This window comes from Streptomyces sp. NPDC024555, assembly GCF_055559335.1.
Genome location: NZ_JBVHKV010000005.1, coordinates 391,047 through 407,001, shown reverse-complemented (window position 1 = coordinate 407,001; position 15,955 = coordinate 391,047). Strand labels below are relative to the sequence as shown.

The following is a 15,955-nucleotide window of genomic DNA, read 5'->3' as shown; positions in this document are numbered from 1 at the left end:
TCATGTCCCGCACGATCCACCTCGCCCTGCACCCGTACGGTGTCGGCGGCCCCGGCCAGCACGGGCTCTGGAAGGACCCGCGCGTCGCCAAGAACGCGAGTATCGACATCAACTACTACATCGAGCAGGCCCAGGCCGCCGAACACGCCCTGTTCGACGCCCTGTTCATCGTGGACAGCCAGTTCATCAACGCCACCTACCCCTCGCACTACCTGAACCGGCTGGAGCCCCTCACCCTGCTCTCCGCCGTCGCCACGCACACCCGGCACCTCGGCCTGGTGGGCACGGCCAGCTCGACGTACAACTCGCCGTTCAACCTGGCCCGCCGCTTCGCCTCCCTCGACCACATCAGCGGCGGGCGCGCCGGCTGGAACGTGGTGACCAGCTTCGACACCGGCACCTCCCGCAACTTCGGTCTGGACGAGCACCTGGACTACGCCACCCGGTACGGGCGGGCGCTGGAGTTCGTGCAGGTGGCCCGGGGGCTGTGGGACTCCTACGAGGACGACGCGTTCCCGGCCGACCCGGAGCGCGGTGTCTTCCTGGACCCGTCGCGACTGCACACCCTCGACCACGAGGGGGAGCACTTCAAGGTCGCGGGCCCCCTCAACCTCTCGCGCTCCGCGCAGGGCCAGCCGGTGATCTTCCAGGCCGGGGTCTCGCCCGAGGGCCGGGACCTCGCGGCCCGGGTGGCCGAGGGCATCTACGCGCCGGGCGGTTCCCTGGAACAGGCCCGGGACTACTACGCGGACATCAAGGCCCGCACGGCGGCGTACGGCCGCGACCCCGACCACATCAAGATCTTCATCCACGGCGGTCCGGTCGTCGGCGCGACGGACGAGGAGGCCCGGCGCCGGGAGCGGGAGATCTTCGAGGAGGACAACGACTTCGCGAGCAATCTGGCGCTGCTGGGGCGGTCGTTCGGCGCGTACGACTTCAGCGCGCACGATCTGGACGCGCCGTTCCCCGATGTCGCCCACCTGGCCGAGAAGGGCGGCCGCACCGGCGCCGCGCAGATCATCGAGCGGGCGCGCACGGAGAACCTGACGCTGCGCCAGGTGGCCGACTCGGTCAACGCGTTCCGCCGCTCCCCGTTCGTCGGATCGCCGGACACCGTGGCCGAGACCATCGAGCGCTGGTTCGAGGCCGGCACCTTCGACGGCATCAATCTCGCGTTCCGCACCAACGACGACCTCGGCCGTTTCGTCGAGGGCGTGGTGCCGCTGCTCCAGAAGCGGGGCCTGTTCCGTACGGAGTACGAGGCCGACACGCTGCGCGGCAACCTGGGCCTCCCGGTCCCCGGCAACCGCCACACGCTGGCGCGCGCGGGCGCGCGCGGCTGAGCCCCCTTCCCCCTTCCGTCCCGTCCCGTCCCGTCCCGCCACCAGGAGCCCGCATGTCCGAGTCCAGCGAGTACACCGACCACTTCGGCCCCGAGGGCCTGCGCGTGCGCGGCACCGTCCTGGTGGTGCCCGGCCGGGGCGAGACCAGGGCGTCCTACGCGCGCTTCGGCCGTCGCCTCGCCGCCGACGCCTACCGGGTGCGCGTCCTCGACGCCCCGGCGCTCGACGGCACGGACCTGCCCGCCGCGCTGTCCGCCCTCGCCGCCCGGCTGGCCGACGCGCTCGAAGGAACGGCCGGTGACGAGGGCGTCGCGCAGCCGGTCGTGGTCGCCGGCTCGGATTCCGGGGCCGCCGCCGTGGCCGCCCTGCTCGGTCGGGCCGGAACCCGGCGGCCGGCGGGCGTCGTCCTCGCCGGACTCCCCGGGCGGGGCTCGGCGGCCACGGGGACGTGGGAGGAGGAGCTGGACGTGCGCACCTTCTGCCCGGCCCACCGCCGGGTGCTCGGCGAGGACGCGACGGTGCGGCGGGGTTCGCTCGCGGAGCCCGTTCCGGCGGCCCTGCTCGACGCGGCGTACGCGGAGGAGACCGATCCGGGAGCGTCCGGGCCGGCGGTCCCGGCCCTGCTCCTCGTCGGCGACGAGGACCCGCTCGCCGACCGCGCCGCGCTGGCACGGATGGCCAAGTCACGCTCCAGGACGCGTCTTTCGGTGGTCCGGGGCGGCCGCCACGACGTCCTCAACGACCTCCAGCACCGGGCGGTGGCGGCCGAGGTCGTCACCTTCCTGGAGACCCTGCGCAACGACCTGACCCCGGTGATCGCGGTGGAGTCCAGCGCCTGGTGAGGCGCCCCTCGACCCTCCGTTCTTCCTCCTCGACCGAAAGGTGTTCCCGTGTCCACTGTCCTCTCCGTCTCCGGCAGCCCCTCCGCGACCTCCCGTACGTCCCGTCTGCTGCGCCACCTGGACGACCGGCTCCGGGACCAGGGCCATGAGGTGATAGCGCTGGAGGCCCGCTCGCTGCCGCCCGACGCGCTGCTCGGCGGCGACTTCGGCCATCCGGCGGTCGTCGGCGCGGCCGAGCTGTTCGCGCGGGCGGACGGGGTGGTGATCGGCACGCCCGTGTACAAGGCCGCGTACTCCGGTCTGCTGAAGTCGCTGCTCGACGTGCTGCCGCAGTACGCGCTGGCCGGCAAGACCGTGCTTCCGCTCGCCACGGGCGGCAGCGTCGCCCATGTGCTGGCCATCGACTACGCGCTGCGCCCGGTGCTCAGCTCCATGGGTGCCGCGCACATCGTGCCGGGCTGGTTCACGCTCGACAAGGACATCACCGTCGGCCGTGACGGCTCGCTGACGGTGGCTCCGGACTCCGCCGAGGCGCTGGGGCAGGTGACGGACGCGTTCTCGGCGGCGCTCGGCGGGCGGCCTGCCGTACTGGCGGCGGCCCGGTAGGCGGAGGTCCGCGGGCGGGCTGCCGGGACGGCCCTCAGGGTTTTCCGGGCAGCCCCAGTTCGCCCGCCCGCAGGCCCGCCTGGAACCGTGAACCGGCTTCCAGAGTGACCATGAGGTCGGCGACGCGGCGTCGGTAGGTGCGCAGCGAGAGACCCAGGCGCCGGGCGGCGGACTCGTCGGTGAGCCCCGAGCCGAGGGCGTTCAGGATCGTGCGGTCGTCGGCGTCGAGACGGGGGACGTCCTGCCGCAGATAGGCGTCGAGGTCGGTGGAGGTGTCCCAGAGCGCCGAGTAGAGCGTGTGGACGCCGTCGATCATGGTCGGTGAGGTCGTCACGGTGTACGCGCGCCCGGTGGGCGACTCCCGGCCGGCCAGGATCATCACGCGCCGGTCGATGAGGATCGTCTCGTGCGGCAGGGGGGACGCGCTGATGCGGACCTCGGCACCCCGGCTGCGTACGAGCGTCAGATGCGCGCGGGCCGCCTCGTCGGCGAGGGCGAGCGGGCTGAGGAGTTTGCGCGTGGAGAGCCCCGGTCCGCTGCCGGTGCGGAGCCGGTCGCGGACGGCGGCGCGGGCGGACGGCTGGGCCCAGGTGTCGAGGTCGCGGGCGGCGCAGAGGAATTCGGTGCGGGCGGAGGCGAAGAGGTGACCGGCGCGCGCGACCAGCTCCCCGTCCCCGTGCACGGTGAAGATCTGTTCGTTCCGCATCCGTCCAGTGTGGCAGCAAACTGCCACGTGCTGTCCCGCGCGGACTGCCGCGCGGACCATGGACGGCATGACGATCAAGACATTCCCCCTCGGCGGGGACCTCACCGTCCGCAGGCTCGGCTTCGGCGCGATGCGCCTGGCGACGGGCACGCTCCACGGTCCGGCACGCAGTCCCGAGAACGCCGTCGCGGTGCTGCGGCGGGCACGCGAGCTGGGTGTGGACCACATCGACACGGCGGGCTTCTACGACCGCGGCACGGTCCGGGCCAACGAGATGATCCGCACGGCCCTGTTCCCCTATCCCGACGATCTGGTGATCGCGACGAAGGTCGGTCCGCTGCCCGGCCCCGGCGGTGTGCCGAGCGGCCAGGCCACCCCTGACCGGCTGCGCGCCCTGGTGGAGAGGGATCTGCGTGACTTGGGCCTGGACCGGCTCGATCTCGTCTACCTCCGGGTGGGCGGGACGACCGGCCCCGGTGGCGAGTCCCTCGCCGCACGCTTCGAGGTCCTGGCCGGTCTCCGCGAGGAGGGGCTGATCCGCCACCTGGGCGTCAGCAACGTCGACGCCGCCCAGTTCGCGGAGGCACGCGCCATCGCTCCCGTGGCCGCCGTGCAGAACCACCAGGACGACGACGGCCTGCTGGCGCGGTGCGAGGAGGCGGGCATCGCGTACGTCCCGTTCTTTCCGCTCGGCGGTGGCGGCAACCCCCTCGACGAGGCGCGCCTGGGCAAGATCGCGGCCCGCCACGGAGCGACCGTCCCCCAGGTGCAACTGGCCTTCTCCCTGGCCCAGTCCCCCGTCGTGCTGTCCATCCCGGGCACCGGGACGCTCTCCCACCTGGAGGAGAACCTCGCGGCGGACGCGCTCGTGCTGGACGCGGAGGATCTGGCGTATCTGCGGGGCGAGGGCTGACCGGTCACCACGAAAACCGGTGGGGATGTGCGGGGTGGTCTGCCACGATCCCCGTATGGGTGCACTTGACTCGGTGGCCGCCAGGGTCGCCGGCGGCAGCACGGTGACGTTCCGCCCCAGCGGTTCGTCGATGGTTCCGCTGATCCGCAGTCGGCAGCAGGTGGTGGTCGTGCCGGTCGATCCCTCGGCGGTGGAGGTGGGAGACATCGTTCTCGCCCGTGTCGCCGGGGCGGTGTACCTGCATCTGGTGTCGGCGGTGGACCGCGCGCGGAAGCGGGTGCAGATCAGCAACAACCGCGGCCGTGTGAACGGCTGGACGGGCCACGACCGTGTCTTCGGTATCTGTGTGGAGGTCGACGGCGTCACGCGGTCGGGTGCCGCCGGCAAGACGTCCGGGGGCGGCCCGACGGCCCGCTGACCCTCCGGGGCCGCACCCCGGGCCGTCGGGCCGCTCTCGGTGTCAGAACCCTTCGGTCGCGCGCCGGTTCTCCCGGATCCACTCCACCGCGTGGGTCACCGCGTCCGGCAGGCCGAAGAGCCGGGAGTCCGCGCCGCCCACCCTGCCGCGCAGGACCGGGTGGGTCTTCTCGAAGTCCGCGCCGAGTTCCTCGAAGCGGTCGGAGGAGATCGCGGTGTCCTCCACGGTGGTCCAGCGGCGCCCCTGCGGGGTGGTGACCGCGAAGGAGTTGGTCACCCGGGCCGCCGGGACGCGGTATTCGGCGAGGTGGAAGGCGGAGCAGGAGTCGAATCCGGCGCCGAGCAGCAGAACTCCTGCTCCGGCCTCCTCCAGCCGCGTCAGGGGGCTGTGCTCGCCGAAGCGGCAGTCGAGGGCGTGTCCGTCCACGATCCCGGCCGCTCGGGGGCCGAGGGCGGCGAAGGACGTCTGCGGGTGCACGCTGCGCAGGGCGCCCGGCCAGGTGCGGAGCGTCTCGGGGATGACGCCGACGCCCAGACTCCGCGTGGTGCGGGTGTCGAAGGCGGGGGTGGACGCGCGGATGCCGTCCCACCAGGACGCGGGCACGGGCGGGTTCCTCCAGGCGGCCGGGTCCGAGTTGTCGGCGGAGTGCGTCGGGACGACCAGGGTCCCCCGGGGCCCGAGGACGTCGAGCAGTGCCTCGATCACGGCGACCGGTCCCCCGCAGACCCAGCCGAGCGCGCTCAGGGAGGAGTGCACGAGAAGGGTCTCGGCGGGGCGCACCCCCAGGGCGCGCAGTTCGGACGCGAGGGATTCACGGGTGCACAGAGGGCCGGTCTGGGGCGCGATGGTCATGACCGGTCAGTCTCCGGCCGGTCTCCTCCCGGCGCCACCGAATTACCCCGCGCCGCGAGGTGGCCTGTTCTGTTCGGTGACGGATGGTGCGTCCGTGAACAGGCGTTGCGTCAGAAACGCTCTGGCCTAGGCTGGTTGCCTCGTTCAACCATGTGAGGAGTACACGTATGCCAGTCGCGCTCGGTCTCGGTCTGCCGCAGACGAAGCAGTACACCCTCGGGAGGGACGTCGCCGCGGTGGCACGCGCCGCCGAGGCGGTGGGCTACGAGAGCCTGTGGGTGTTCGAGCGGATTCTCGTCCCGGAACCGGCCGCGCAGGGCCTGTACGGGATACCGGGGATGCCCTGGCCCGAGCACTACCGGGGCGTCGCGGACCCCCTGGTCACCCTGGCCCTGGCCGCGGGCGCGACCGAGCGGATCGGCCTCGGGACCAGCGTGCTGGTCGCCCCGCTGCACGTTCCCTTCCAACTGGCGCGGTCCCTGGCCTCGCTCGACGTGGCCAGCGGGGGCCGGGTCCTCGCCGGGCTGGGGACGGGCTGGTCGCACGACGAGTACGCGGCGGCGTCCGTCGCCCCGTTCGAGCGGCGCGGCGCGGTGCTGGACGAACTGCTCGATGTGTGCGCGGCGGTGTGGGGCCCCGACCCGGTGTCGTACAAGGGTGAGCTGACGACGATCCGGCCGTCCGTCGTGGGGCCCAAACCGGTCCGCCCCATCCCGGTCTTCCTTCCCGCGAACGGCCCGCGCGCCACGCGCCGGCTCGTCGACCGGGCCGACGGGTGGATGCCCGTGGCGCGGGGTGCCGACGCGCTGGCCGAGCAGTGGCGGCACGTCCGTGACACCGCCGCGGAGCGCGGGCGCGAGCGTCCGCTCGACGTCTGCCTCCGCGCCAACGCGCGCTACAGCGCACAGCCCGTGGCGGGCGGCGACCGGGCGTTGTTCCACGGCAGTACCGACCAGATCGTCGAGGACCTGGCCGCACACGCCGCCACGGGCGTGCCCCGGATCCTGCTGGATCTCCAGGGCCCGTTGCGCGACGCGTCGGAACTCGTCGACGTGGCGACCGAGGTGTACGAGACGGCCCGCGCCGCCGGGATCTGACCTGCCGCCGGCACCGGAGGACGACGGACGGGCCGTCGCCGTCCGGTGGGAGGGCCCGCGGGGCAGGCGGCAGTGTGACGACAGGGCCTAGACCTGCGGTGCCATGCTGGTGAAGACCAGTGACACGTTCTGTCCGCCGAACCCGAAGGAGTTGGTGAGGACCGCCTCCTGAGGGGCGTCGCGTCGCTCCGCAACGACATCGTGGTCGATGTCGGGGCCGACCCCGGCGGCGAGGTTCCGGGTCGGCGGGACGACGCCGTGCTCCACGCTCAGGACCGCGAGAAGTGCCTCGATCGCACCGGCCGCGCCGAAGAGATGACCGAGCGAGGCCTTGGGGGCCGTGACGGTGGCGCGGCCGAAGACCTCGCCGATCGCGCGCGCCTCGGCCGCGTCGCCGACCGGGGTGCCGGTGGCGTGGGCGTTGATGTGGCTGATGCGGTCGGGCGCAAGACCGGCCTGGGCGAGGGCCTTGCGCATGGCGGCGATCTGACCGGAGCCGTCGGCGGCGGGCGCCGTGATGTGGTGGGCGTCGGCGGCGATGCCCGCGCCGGCGAGCACCGCGTGGACGCGTGCGCCGCGTGCGGCGGCGTGTTCCGCGCGCTCCAGCACCATGACCGCGGCACCCTCGCTCAGGACGAATCCGCTGCGGTCGGCGGCGAACGGCCGGGAGGCCGAGGCGGGTTCGGCGGTGTGCCGGGACAGGGCCTTCGCCTGGACGAATCCGGCCACGGTGATCGGGGTGACGGCCGCCTCCGTGCCGCCCGCGATCACCACGTCCGCCTCGCCCGCGCGGATGAGCCTCGCTCCCAGGGCGATGGCCTCCGCGCCGGAGGAGCAGGCCGAGACGGGCGTGTAGGCCCCGGCGCGGGCCCCGTACTCGATGCTGATCAGCGCCGCCGCCGCGTTGGGCATGAGCATCGGGACCGTACGGGGCGAGACGCGCCGCGTCCCCGACGCCTCCAGGACGTCGTCCTCGTTCAGCAGGGTCCGTACGCCGCCGATGCCGGTGCCGACGGCCGAGGCGAGCCGGTACGGGTCCACCTCCGGGCCGCCCGCGTCGCTCCAGGCCTCGGCCGCCGCGACCAGGGCCGCCTGCTGCGAGCGGTCGAGCCGTCTGGCCGTCACCCGCGGCATCAGGGTCGCGGGGTCGACGGCCATCGTGCCCGCGACGACCCCGGGCAGGGCCCCGTCGCGGAGGCCGGACTCGCCCGCCAGCAGTGCGTCCCAGGTGGACGCCGCGTCCGCCCCGAGCGGGGTGATCGCGCCCAGTCCGGTCACCACGACTTCAGTCCCGTCCATGCCCTTCAGCCTTTCTTGTATGCCATACAAGTGAACGCCTTTGTTGTATCACATACAATTCCGAGGTGGAGAAGAAGCGAACCCAGACCCGTCCCGCCCCGGCCCGGTCGCGCGACCGCGGTCGGGCGACGCGGCGCCGGCTGATCGAGGCGACCGCGCGGCTCTGCGAGGAACGGCCGGGCGCCGATCCGAGCGTCGCGGACATCGCGCACGCGGCGGACGCCTTCCCCAACCAGGTGACCTACTACTTCGGTTCCAAGGACGCGCTCCTCGTGCACGCCGCCTTCCTCCGCCTGCTGCACGACGCCCGCCGCATCGAACGCATCGGCCGCCAGGCCCCCGACGCGGCGGCCTTCCGGCGCAACATCGCCCGCGCCGTCCTCGCCATGCCCTCGCTCCCGTCGGTCACACGCGCCCTCGCCGCCGGAATCTCCCGCCCCGAGCTCGCCCCCGTCGTCGACCAGCACCTCCAGCTGCTCTTCCACCAGTCCGAGCGCTTCGTGGGCCAGCTCATCGACCGCCGCGGCTGGGCGGCCCGGCGCCCGCTCGACGTGGAGGCCCGAACGTTCTGGAGCACCGCCCTGGGAGCAGTGCTCCTCGTGCGCGCCGGCGCCCACGGCACGGTCTCCGACCTGGACCTCGCGGGGGCCCTGACGATCCACGACAGCGACGCGCCCGCATCACCGGACTCGCTCGACGGGGCCGTTCCGCCCGGAACCGGCTGACGGGCACGCAGGCCCGACCCGGCCTGCCGCTCGGTGGGTGACCGGCGCGAGCCCGGGGAACGACGCCTGGCATCCTCGTGTCGGACCGTCCGCCGTGAACGAAGGGATCCACGTCATGGATGTGTACGAGGCGGTGGACAGCCGCCGGGCCGTGCGGTCGTTCAGTGACGCGCCGGTGCCCCGTGCCCTGCTCGAACGGGTGCTGGGCGCGGCGACCCGGGCGCCGTCGAGCGGGAACCTCCAGCCGTGGCAGGTGTACGTCGTGACGGGCGAGCCGCTGGCCGAGCTGAAGAGGCGGGCGACGGCGAGGGCGCTGGCCGGGGACCCGGGGGACGCACGGCAGTACCCGATGTACCCGGACGGGCTGGCCTCGCCGTACACCGACCGCTTCGCCGCGGCGGCCGCCCAGCGGTACGGGGCCCTGGGGATCGAACGGGCCGACCCCGAACGGCCCGTGAGGATCGCCGCGTTGAACTCGGACGCGTTCGGTGCGCCGGTCGTGCTGTTCTGCTACCTCGACCGGACGATGGGGCCGGGACAGTGGGCGGACGCGGGCATGTACCTGCAGACGGTCATGCTGCTGCTGAGGGCCGAGGGACTGCACAGCTGCCCGCAGGTGATGTGGACGATGTTCCACGAGACCGTCGGCCGGGCGGTGGGTGCCGACGACGGGCTCGTGCTGCTCTGCGGGGTCGCGGTCGGCTTCGAGAAGGAGGGTGTGCCGAGGCTGCGCACCGGGCGGGCGGATCTGGCGGAGACCGTCAGCTTCGTCGGGGCGTGATCCGCCGGACCGGCGGCCGGGCACGCGCTCACTCGGGGCGGGGCTCCGCCCGCCGGTAGCTGACGCCGTCCTTGGTGCGGTTGAGCTGTCCGCCGATGATCAGATAGCGGCGGAGCGCGGCACAGTCCTCGTGCACGGTGAGCAGCGCGTCGTTGACCTCGCGCTCGGAATAGGTGCGCCCGGAGGCGAACAGGGTCTCCGCGAGGTGGTCGAGGAGCTGCTGACGGCGGGCGGCCTTGCGCGGGATCGCCGTGAGCCGGCCGTGGGAGAAGAGGTCGGCGACCCCGCGGGTGGGGGCTGCCGTTGCGAGTGAGTCGGACATGGGGCGCAGCCTCTCAAGCCCGCGCCGGGGCGGCAACACAATTCCGGGGCGCCCCGGTGCCCGGACGGCGCGTCGCCGCGGATCCGGGTTGACGTGCGTCCGCGCCCACGGTTGCCTACTGCGATGACCGCACTTCGTATCGAACCGGTGGCCGACGACGCCGCCCTGCTGGACTGGCAGCGGGTTCACAACACGATCATCCCGACCGCCGTGCTCTCGCTCGACGAGGTCCGTGAGCGCGCCGGGCGCAACCGGCTCTCCGTCGCGTACCTCGGCAATACCACCGTGGGCTGCACGACCGTACGCCCCCCGGCCGGGGACACCGCGACGGCCACGGTCATCGCCCGGGTGCTGCCGGATCACCGGGGCCGGGGGTACGGCAAGGAGTTGTACGGGCACGGTCTGGCCCAGGCGCGCGGGCTCGGGGCCGAGGTCATCGAGACCTGTGTCCTGGAGTCCAATCCGGAGGGGCTGCGCTTCGCGCTGGACCGCGGGTTCGTCGAGATCGAGCGCTACGTCCTGCCCGGCGACACCGTTCCGTTCATCGATCTGCGGCTGGAGCCCCGCGTGTGAGGCCGCGACAGGGCTGCCACCCCTCACGGTGGCAGCCCGTCCCGCGCGTGGTCCGGCCGTCAGGCCGTCAGGCCGTCAGGCCGTCAGGCCGTGTGCAGGGTCAGCCCGTACCGGTTGAGGATCTCGTTGATCGGCTGGAACCAGGTCTCACCGCCCGAGGAGCAGTTGCCCCAGCCGCCCGAGGTGACACCCTGGGCCTGGTCGCCGCTGATGAAGGAGCCGCCCGAGTCGCCGCCCTCCGCGCACACGTTCGTCTTGGTCATCTGGTAGACCGCGCCCTGGCTGTAGTTGACCGTCTCGTTGGTGGCGAGGACGGTGCCGCAGTGCCAGTGCGTGGTGGAGCCGGAACGGCAGACCGAGGAGCCGACCGGTGCCACGGCCGAACCGCGGACCAGCTGGTCGGAGACGGTTCCCCAGCCCAGGACCACGGGGACCGTCCACCAGCCGCTGCCGACGTTCACCCAGGCGTAGTCGTCCCCCGGGAACGACGAGCCCTGGAAGTTGCCGATCCCCGAGCCGTCCCAGCCGCGCACCGAGGCGCCCGCCTGGCCGCAGTGGCCCGCGGTGACGAAGCCTCCGTAGACGGAGAAGCCGATGGAGCAGCGGACGTTGCCGGTGTAGTAGGGGTCGCCTCCCACGGTTCCCGCGGCGAGGGTCTGCGGGGTCCCGGCCGTCTGCTCGACGGTCACGGGCCCGGCCGCGCGGGCGCGGGCCACGAACGCCCGGACATCGTTGTCAGCACGCGCGGACGGGACGACGTTCACGACGACCGTGTTGGCCTTGGGGTCGACGTGCCAACTGCTCACGCCCGCGGGCGCGTCGAGGCGGTCGAGCTTCGCCTTGACCGCGTCGAGGGTGCGCGCGCTGTGCGTGACGAGGCGGACGGTGGCGCCCGTCGCCCGGACGGCGGCGGCCTGCTCCGTGCCGGTGACGGCGACGGTGAGCGAGCCCGTCGACGGGTCGAACCACGAACCGCCGTACGAGTTTCCGGCGGCGTGCCGGGCCCGGGGTTCGAGTGCGGTGGCGGACTTCTCGGCGGCGAGCCGGGTCCGCGCCTGGGTCTCGGTGAGGCCGAAGTCCCGCTGCATGGCGGCCAGCAGACCGGAGGAGGCCGGTTCCGCGGCGGTGGACCGGGGTGCTGCGGCGGGGGTGTCGGCGGCCGTGGCGGACGGGAATCCGGCGCCCGCCCAGGCTCCGACGAGGAGCACGGCGGACAGTGCGGTGCGTAATGCCGTGGTGCGTCTCAAGGCAGTGGCCCTTCTGTTGTTCCGCTGATGTGGGGGAGGAACAGCAGGCGTCCGGGAGGCTCCTCCTTTTGAGAGCGCTCTCAGAGTGTGCCGTTCCGGACTGTAGCGGAGAGTTGTAGGCAGGTCCATGCCAATGCCGAACGTGGACCCCGCCGCCGGACTCCCCCACGACCGGGTGACCGGGCGCCCCCGGCTGAGTAGATGTACTCATCCGGCGGGGCCGAACTCGTCCTACTGTCGCATCGGATGACCGGAGCGGGGCCGTGCCGAGGAGCGCGCGGCCCGACGGGCGGGAGGGGAACGGACATGGGCGCGGTGCGCGGCAGACACGGGATCAGGGCGGGAATGGCCGGCGCGCTGTTGTGTTCCGTCGCCCTGCTGCTCTCCGGATGCGGGGTGCTCAGCACGAAGGACGACCGGCGGTACGCCGAGAAGCTCGCCGACGAGCACTACCCGGGCATGCTCCGGGTGATCGGCGCGCGGACGCTGTTCCCGCAGTCCGAGGGCTCCGAGATCTCCTTCGCCGTGAAGGACGACCCCGACGCGGTCGTCCGCCTCCGCGTCGACGCCGGCAAGGGCACGTGCAACTCCCATCCCTGCCGGGGAGTCCTCGACGAAGCGGTGACGCGCGGCCGGGCCGAGGCGGAGGACATGAGGCTGATGATCCGTACGTTCAAGACGTGCGGGTACGAGGTGATCGCCTACGAACCCGCCTCCGGGGCGCCCTGGATCGTGGGATCGCTCACCAACGCCACCGTGCGGGCCACCCTCGCGGACATCGGCTCCTGCGTCCGCACCTGGCGGCAGGCCGAGGCGAGGACCGACGCGGCCGCGGGCGCCCGCGGGGCCGCCGTCAATCTGGCGTCGCCCTCCGTCGCCGCGAAGCGCCCGGCCGGCAAGGCGTCCGATCCGACCGCCGTACGGCTCACCGACACCCGGCTGCGCGCCTCCCTCCAGTCGCACCCCTACTACGCGCTGGGCTACGCCGCCCCGGAGGGCAGGCTCGACACGACGGGACAGGCCCGGATCGTCCGCCCCTTCGAGGTCCAGGAGAAGTTCGGCGCGAACGTCCGGACGTCCGTGCGCGAACGCCTCCGCGCCGACCACCCCCGGGTGCAGATGAGCACGTACCAGGGGGTGTGGCGTCTGGAGCCGGGGACCGTCGACCGGCTCACCGGATACGTGCTGTACTGCGAGGAGCCGGACGGCGACCTGACCTGCCTCGGTGACATGGCCGTGGAGGTCACGACCGATGTGCGGGGGACGCCGGTGGGCGACCTGCGCCCCGTCGGCTCCGTGCGTGAGGGGCGGGGGCCGCTGCGGCTCCCCGCCCGGTGACGGTCCGTCGCACGGCTTCCCCTCAGGGGGCGGCGGGGCCGTACGCGTAGGAACTCCACAGGCCGCGCACCCGGTCGCCGTCCCGCCAGGGATCGGGGCCGGCCGCCGGGTCCGGCGTCCCCCAGATCCTCACCGTCTCCTCCGGGTCCCCCTTCGGACGCCAGCCGGGGTCGCCGTCCGTCGCGAAGGCGGCCCAGGCGGCGCGCATCCGCTCGGACAGCCGGCGGTCGTCCTCCGTGGGCGGGCCGCCGATCAGGAAGTGGACGCTCTCCTCGTCCAGGGTCCCGAAGACGAAGGGCACGTCCGCACAGTGCCAGGCGTACACCGGCGCCTCTCCCCCGCGCTGCCGGGCGAATCGGGACAGGAACGTCCGCCCGCCGGCCCGTGCGTGCGCGTCGGCGAGGCGGTTGCCGTACTCGCCGAAGGAGAGGTCCCCGTACAGGGCGAGCTGGAGTTCGCGCGGCGATGCGGCGGGGAGCAGCCGGCGGTACCCCTCCACCAGGGAGCCGGGGAGGCCGAGGTCCTGGGCGAAGCCGGCCAGTTCCCCGTGGTCGGCCACGGGGGCGAGGCTGTTCACGGCGTCGAACAGCCAGTACTCCTGCGTGGTGTGGCAGACGAGGAGGTCGATGTCCGGGGCCGCGCCGGAGCCGATCAGCTCCACCGGGTCGGCGCGCAGGACGCGGCCGTCGGCGACCGGGCCGAAGACGACCGGGTCCCAGGAGAGCGGTCCCGTTCCCGGGGCGGCACGGAAGCCGTCCACGACGGCGTCGGCCGCGCGGACCAGCGTCCGCGGGGAGGCGGCCACGAGTCCGGCCGCCGTGGCGGGGACACCGGCCGCCCCGGCGATCCGCCGGGTCAGCTCCTCGGCCGTTCCGGGGGCGAAGACGGGGCCCACCGCACTGTGCGCGACGGCGCGGCGGAACAGTCCGCGCGCGCCGTCCATGACCATCAGGCAGGCCACCGAGGTGGCCCCGGCGGACTGTCCGGCCACGGTGACGCGGTCCGGCGCCCCGCCGAAGGCGGCGATGTTGTCGCGGACCCATTCCAGTGCGGCGATCTGGTCGAGCAGACCCCGGTTGGGCGGGTGGAGGCCGTCGCCGTCGTCGGGGACATGGCCGAACCCCTCGAAGCCGAGGCGGTAGTTGAGGGTGACGACGACGGTTCCGGCGCGGGCCAGGGCCGTGCCGTCGAAGTCGGGCTGGGCGCTCGATCCGAAGGTGTAGGCGCCGCCGTGGATCCACACCAGCACGGGCAGCGGCCCGGACCCGGCCCGGCCGGCGGGCTCGGGCGTCCAGACGTTGAGGCTGAGCACGTCCTCGTCGCCGGGCGACCAGACGGGTGCGCCCGGAAGCTCCGCCGACTGCGGGGGCACGGGGCCGTACCGCGTGCAGTCGCGCACGCCCGTCCAGGGGCGGCGGGCGCGCGGCGCCGTGAACCGGTCGTCGCCGAACGGGGGTTGCGCGTACGGGATCCCCAGCACGGCGACCGCTCCCCGGTGCGGGGCCCGCCCGCGCACCCGCCCCGCCACCGTCTCGAACACCTCGGTCAACGCCGCTCCACCGTCCCTCGTCATGGGGCCGCCCGGCCGGGCGGCCCCATGATCAGAGTGACAGGAGGACGTACGCGCACGCGAGCGGATTGACCGGGCGGGCGGGTGTCAGGAGCCGACCCTGCGCTTGTTGTAGACGTCGAAGCCGACCGCAGCGAGCAGGACCAGGCCCTTGATGACCTGCTGGTAGTCGGTGCCGATGCCGACGAGGGACATCCCGTTGTTGAGGACGCCGAGCACCAGTCCGCCGATGAGGGCGCCGAGGACGGTGCCGACGCCCCCGCTCATCGAGGCGCCTCCGATGAACGCGGCGGCGATGGCCTCCAGTTCGAAGTTGGTGCCGGCCTGGGGAACCCCGGCGTTGAGGCGGGCGGCGTAGACGATGCCGGCGAGCGCCGCGAGGACGCCCATGTTGACGAAGACCAGGAAGGTGACGCGGCGGTCCTTGACGCCGGAGAGCTTGGCCGCGGCCGCGTTGCCGCCGAGGGCGTACACATGGCGTCCGATCACGGCGTTGCGCATGACGTAGCCGAAGCCGATGAGGAGGGCGGCGAGCAGCAGCAGGACGACGGGGACGCCCCGGTAGCTGGCCAGGGTCAGGGTGAAGGCGAGGACGGCGGCGGCCAGGGCCGCGCACTTCAGCAGGAAGAGGTTGCGGGGCAGGACGTCGAGTCCGTGGCGCCGCTGGCGGCGGCGGTCGCGCGCCTCCTGGAGCAGGGCGAGGGCGAGCAGGGCCGCGCCGAGGAACAGGGTGAGGTTGTGGTAGTTGGTGACCGGTCCGACCTCGGGCAGATAGCCGGTGGAGATCTTCTGGAATCCCTCGGGGAAGGGGCCCAGTGAGCGGCTGCCGAGCAGGATCTGCGTACCGCCCCGGAAGAGCAGCATCCCGGCGAGGGTGACGATGAACGAGGGGATGCCGACGTACGCGATCCAGAAGCCCTGCCAGGCGCCCGCGACCGCGCCGAGGAGGAGGGCGAGGACGAGGGCGAGGACCCAGGGGACGTCGTGTTCGACCATCATGACGGCGCAGGCGGCGGAGACGAAGGCGGCGAGCGAGCCGACGGAGAGGTCGATGTGCCCGGCGATGATGACGATCATCATGCCGATGGCGAGAACCAGGATGTAGCTGTTCTGCAGGACGAGATTGGTGACGTTGTTCGGCTTGAGGAGGACGCCGTCGGTCCATATGCCGAAGAGGACCACGATCAGTCCGAGGGCGATGAGCATGCCGTACTGGCGGATGTTGCGGCGGGCCGCCTCGCGCAGGATCGCGCCGGTGGTGAGCGCGGCGGGGGCGTCCTTGCCGAGGGCGGGCCGTCGGGTGCCGGTGGGGGCCTGGGCCAT

17 protein-coding genes are annotated in these 15,955 nt (G+C 73.3%); 10 read left to right on the top strand and 7 right to left on the bottom strand.

Annotated features, from left to right (window positions below):
- Positions 1 to 2 precede the first annotated feature (2 nt).
- The 3 genes from ACZ4FH_RS11425 to ssuE are packed head-to-tail and all read left to right on the top strand — an operon-like array spanning position 3 to position 2,791.
- Positions 3 to 1,343 carry an NtaA/DmoA family FMN-dependent monooxygenase gene (locus ACZ4FH_RS11425; protein ID WP_467303988.1) on the top strand — a complete coding sequence of 447 codons (1,341 nt, stop codon included), beginning with the start codon at positions 3 to 5 and terminating at the stop codon, positions 1,341 to 1,343.
- Between the two features lie 53 nt (positions 1,344 to 1,396).
- Entirely contained in the window at positions 1,397 to 2,185 is a 789-nt protein-coding gene (locus ACZ4FH_RS11420; RefSeq protein WP_467303987.1) for an alpha/beta hydrolase, read from the top strand.
- A gap of 48 nt (positions 2,186 to 2,233) precedes the next feature.
- Positions 2,234 to 2,791, top strand: a complete 558-nt coding sequence (ssuE, locus tag ACZ4FH_RS11415; protein ID WP_467303985.1) for an NADPH-dependent FMN reductase — start codon at positions 2,234 to 2,236, stop codon at positions 2,789 to 2,791.
- A 34-nt stretch (positions 2,792 to 2,825) separates the two neighbouring features.
- Here the strand turns inward: ssuE and ACZ4FH_RS11410 are convergent, their stop codons facing one another.
- Positions 2,826 to 3,497: a DNA-binding response regulator gene (locus ACZ4FH_RS11410; RefSeq protein WP_467303984.1), complete on the bottom strand. Its 672-nt coding sequence runs from the start codon at positions 3,495 to 3,497 to the stop codon at positions 2,826 to 2,828.
- 67 nt (positions 3,498 to 3,564) lie between these two features.
- On the opposite strand from ACZ4FH_RS11410, the gene ACZ4FH_RS11405 reads away from it, so the two are divergent.
- A complete protein-coding gene (locus ACZ4FH_RS11405) occupies positions 3,565 to 4,410 on the top strand; it encodes an aldo/keto reductase (RefSeq protein WP_467303982.1) in 846 nt (281 codons plus the stop codon).
- Positions 4,411 to 4,465: 55 nt separating this feature from the next.
- Entirely contained in the window at positions 4,466 to 4,828 is a 363-nt protein-coding gene (locus ACZ4FH_RS11400; protein ID WP_467303981.1) for a S26 family signal peptidase, read from the top strand.
- Positions 4,829 to 4,870: 42 nt separating this feature from the next.
- Here ACZ4FH_RS11400 and ACZ4FH_RS11395 read toward each other — a convergent pair whose 3' ends face one another.
- Positions 4,871 to 5,680, bottom strand: a complete 810-nt coding sequence (locus tag ACZ4FH_RS11395; protein WP_467303980.1) for an AAC(3) family N-acetyltransferase — start codon at positions 5,678 to 5,680, stop codon at positions 4,871 to 4,873.
- A gap of 167 nt (positions 5,681 to 5,847) precedes the next feature.
- Here ACZ4FH_RS11395 and ACZ4FH_RS11390 point away from each other — a divergent pair, with 167 nt between their 5' ends.
- On the top strand, positions 5,848 to 6,777 hold the full coding sequence (locus tag ACZ4FH_RS11390; RefSeq protein ID WP_467303978.1) for an LLM class F420-dependent oxidoreductase: 930 nt from the start codon (positions 5,848 to 5,850) through the stop codon (positions 6,775 to 6,777).
- Positions 6,778 to 6,864: 87 nt separating this feature from the next.
- On the opposite strand, the gene ACZ4FH_RS11385 is transcribed toward ACZ4FH_RS11390, so the two are convergent.
- A complete protein-coding gene (locus tag ACZ4FH_RS11385; RefSeq protein WP_467303977.1) occupies positions 6,865 to 8,076 on the bottom strand; it encodes a beta-ketoacyl-[acyl-carrier-protein] synthase family protein in 1,212 nt (403 codons plus the stop codon).
- A 65-nt stretch (positions 8,077 to 8,141) separates the two neighbouring features.
- On the opposite strand from ACZ4FH_RS11385, the gene ACZ4FH_RS11380 reads away from it, so the two are divergent.
- Positions 8,142 to 8,801: a TetR/AcrR family transcriptional regulator C-terminal domain-containing protein gene (locus ACZ4FH_RS11380; RefSeq protein WP_467303976.1), complete on the top strand. Its 660-nt coding sequence runs from the start codon at positions 8,142 to 8,144 to the stop codon at positions 8,799 to 8,801.
- A 115-nt stretch (positions 8,802 to 8,916) separates the two neighbouring features.
- Positions 8,917 to 9,582: a nitroreductase gene (locus ACZ4FH_RS11375; protein ID WP_467303975.1), complete on the top strand. Its 666-nt coding sequence runs from the start codon at positions 8,917 to 8,919 to the stop codon at positions 9,580 to 9,582.
- 28 nt (positions 9,583 to 9,610) lie between these two features.
- Here the strand turns inward: ACZ4FH_RS11375 and ACZ4FH_RS11370 are convergent, their stop codons facing one another.
- Entirely contained in the window at positions 9,611 to 9,904 is a 294-nt protein-coding gene (locus ACZ4FH_RS11370) for a DUF2087 domain-containing protein (protein WP_467303974.1), read from the bottom strand.
- Positions 9,905 to 10,027: 123 nt separating this feature from the next.
- On the opposite strand from ACZ4FH_RS11370, the gene ACZ4FH_RS11365 reads away from it, so the two are divergent.
- Entirely contained in the window at positions 10,028 to 10,477 is a 450-nt protein-coding gene (locus ACZ4FH_RS11365; RefSeq protein WP_467303973.1) for a GNAT family N-acetyltransferase, read from the top strand.
- Positions 10,478 to 10,560: 83 nt separating this feature from the next.
- Here the strand turns inward: ACZ4FH_RS11365 and ACZ4FH_RS11360 are convergent, their stop codons facing one another.
- Positions 10,561 to 11,724 carry a S1 family peptidase gene (locus tag ACZ4FH_RS11360; RefSeq protein WP_467303972.1) on the bottom strand — a complete coding sequence of 388 codons (1,164 nt, stop codon included), beginning with the start codon at positions 11,722 to 11,724 and terminating at the stop codon, positions 10,561 to 10,563.
- Between the two features lie 306 nt (positions 11,725 to 12,030).
- Between ACZ4FH_RS11360 and ACZ4FH_RS11355 the strand changes: the two genes are divergently transcribed.
- Positions 12,031 to 13,062 (top strand): SCO7460 family lipoprotein, encoded by a 1,032-nt coding sequence (locus ACZ4FH_RS11355; RefSeq protein ID WP_467303971.1) that lies wholly within the window; start codon positions 12,031 to 12,033, stop codon positions 13,060 to 13,062.
- 22 nt (positions 13,063 to 13,084) lie between these two features.
- Here the strand turns inward: ACZ4FH_RS11355 and ACZ4FH_RS11350 are convergent, their stop codons facing one another.
- Positions 13,085 to 14,635 (bottom strand): carboxylesterase/lipase family protein, encoded by a 1,551-nt coding sequence (locus ACZ4FH_RS11350; RefSeq protein WP_467303970.1) that lies wholly within the window; start codon positions 14,633 to 14,635, stop codon positions 13,085 to 13,087.
- Positions 14,636 to 14,719: 84 nt separating this feature from the next.
- On the bottom strand, positions 14,720 to 15,955 hold the full coding sequence (gene mmsB / locus ACZ4FH_RS11345; protein WP_467303969.1) for a multiple monosaccharide ABC transporter permease: 1,236 nt from the start codon (positions 15,953 to 15,955) through the stop codon (positions 14,720 to 14,722).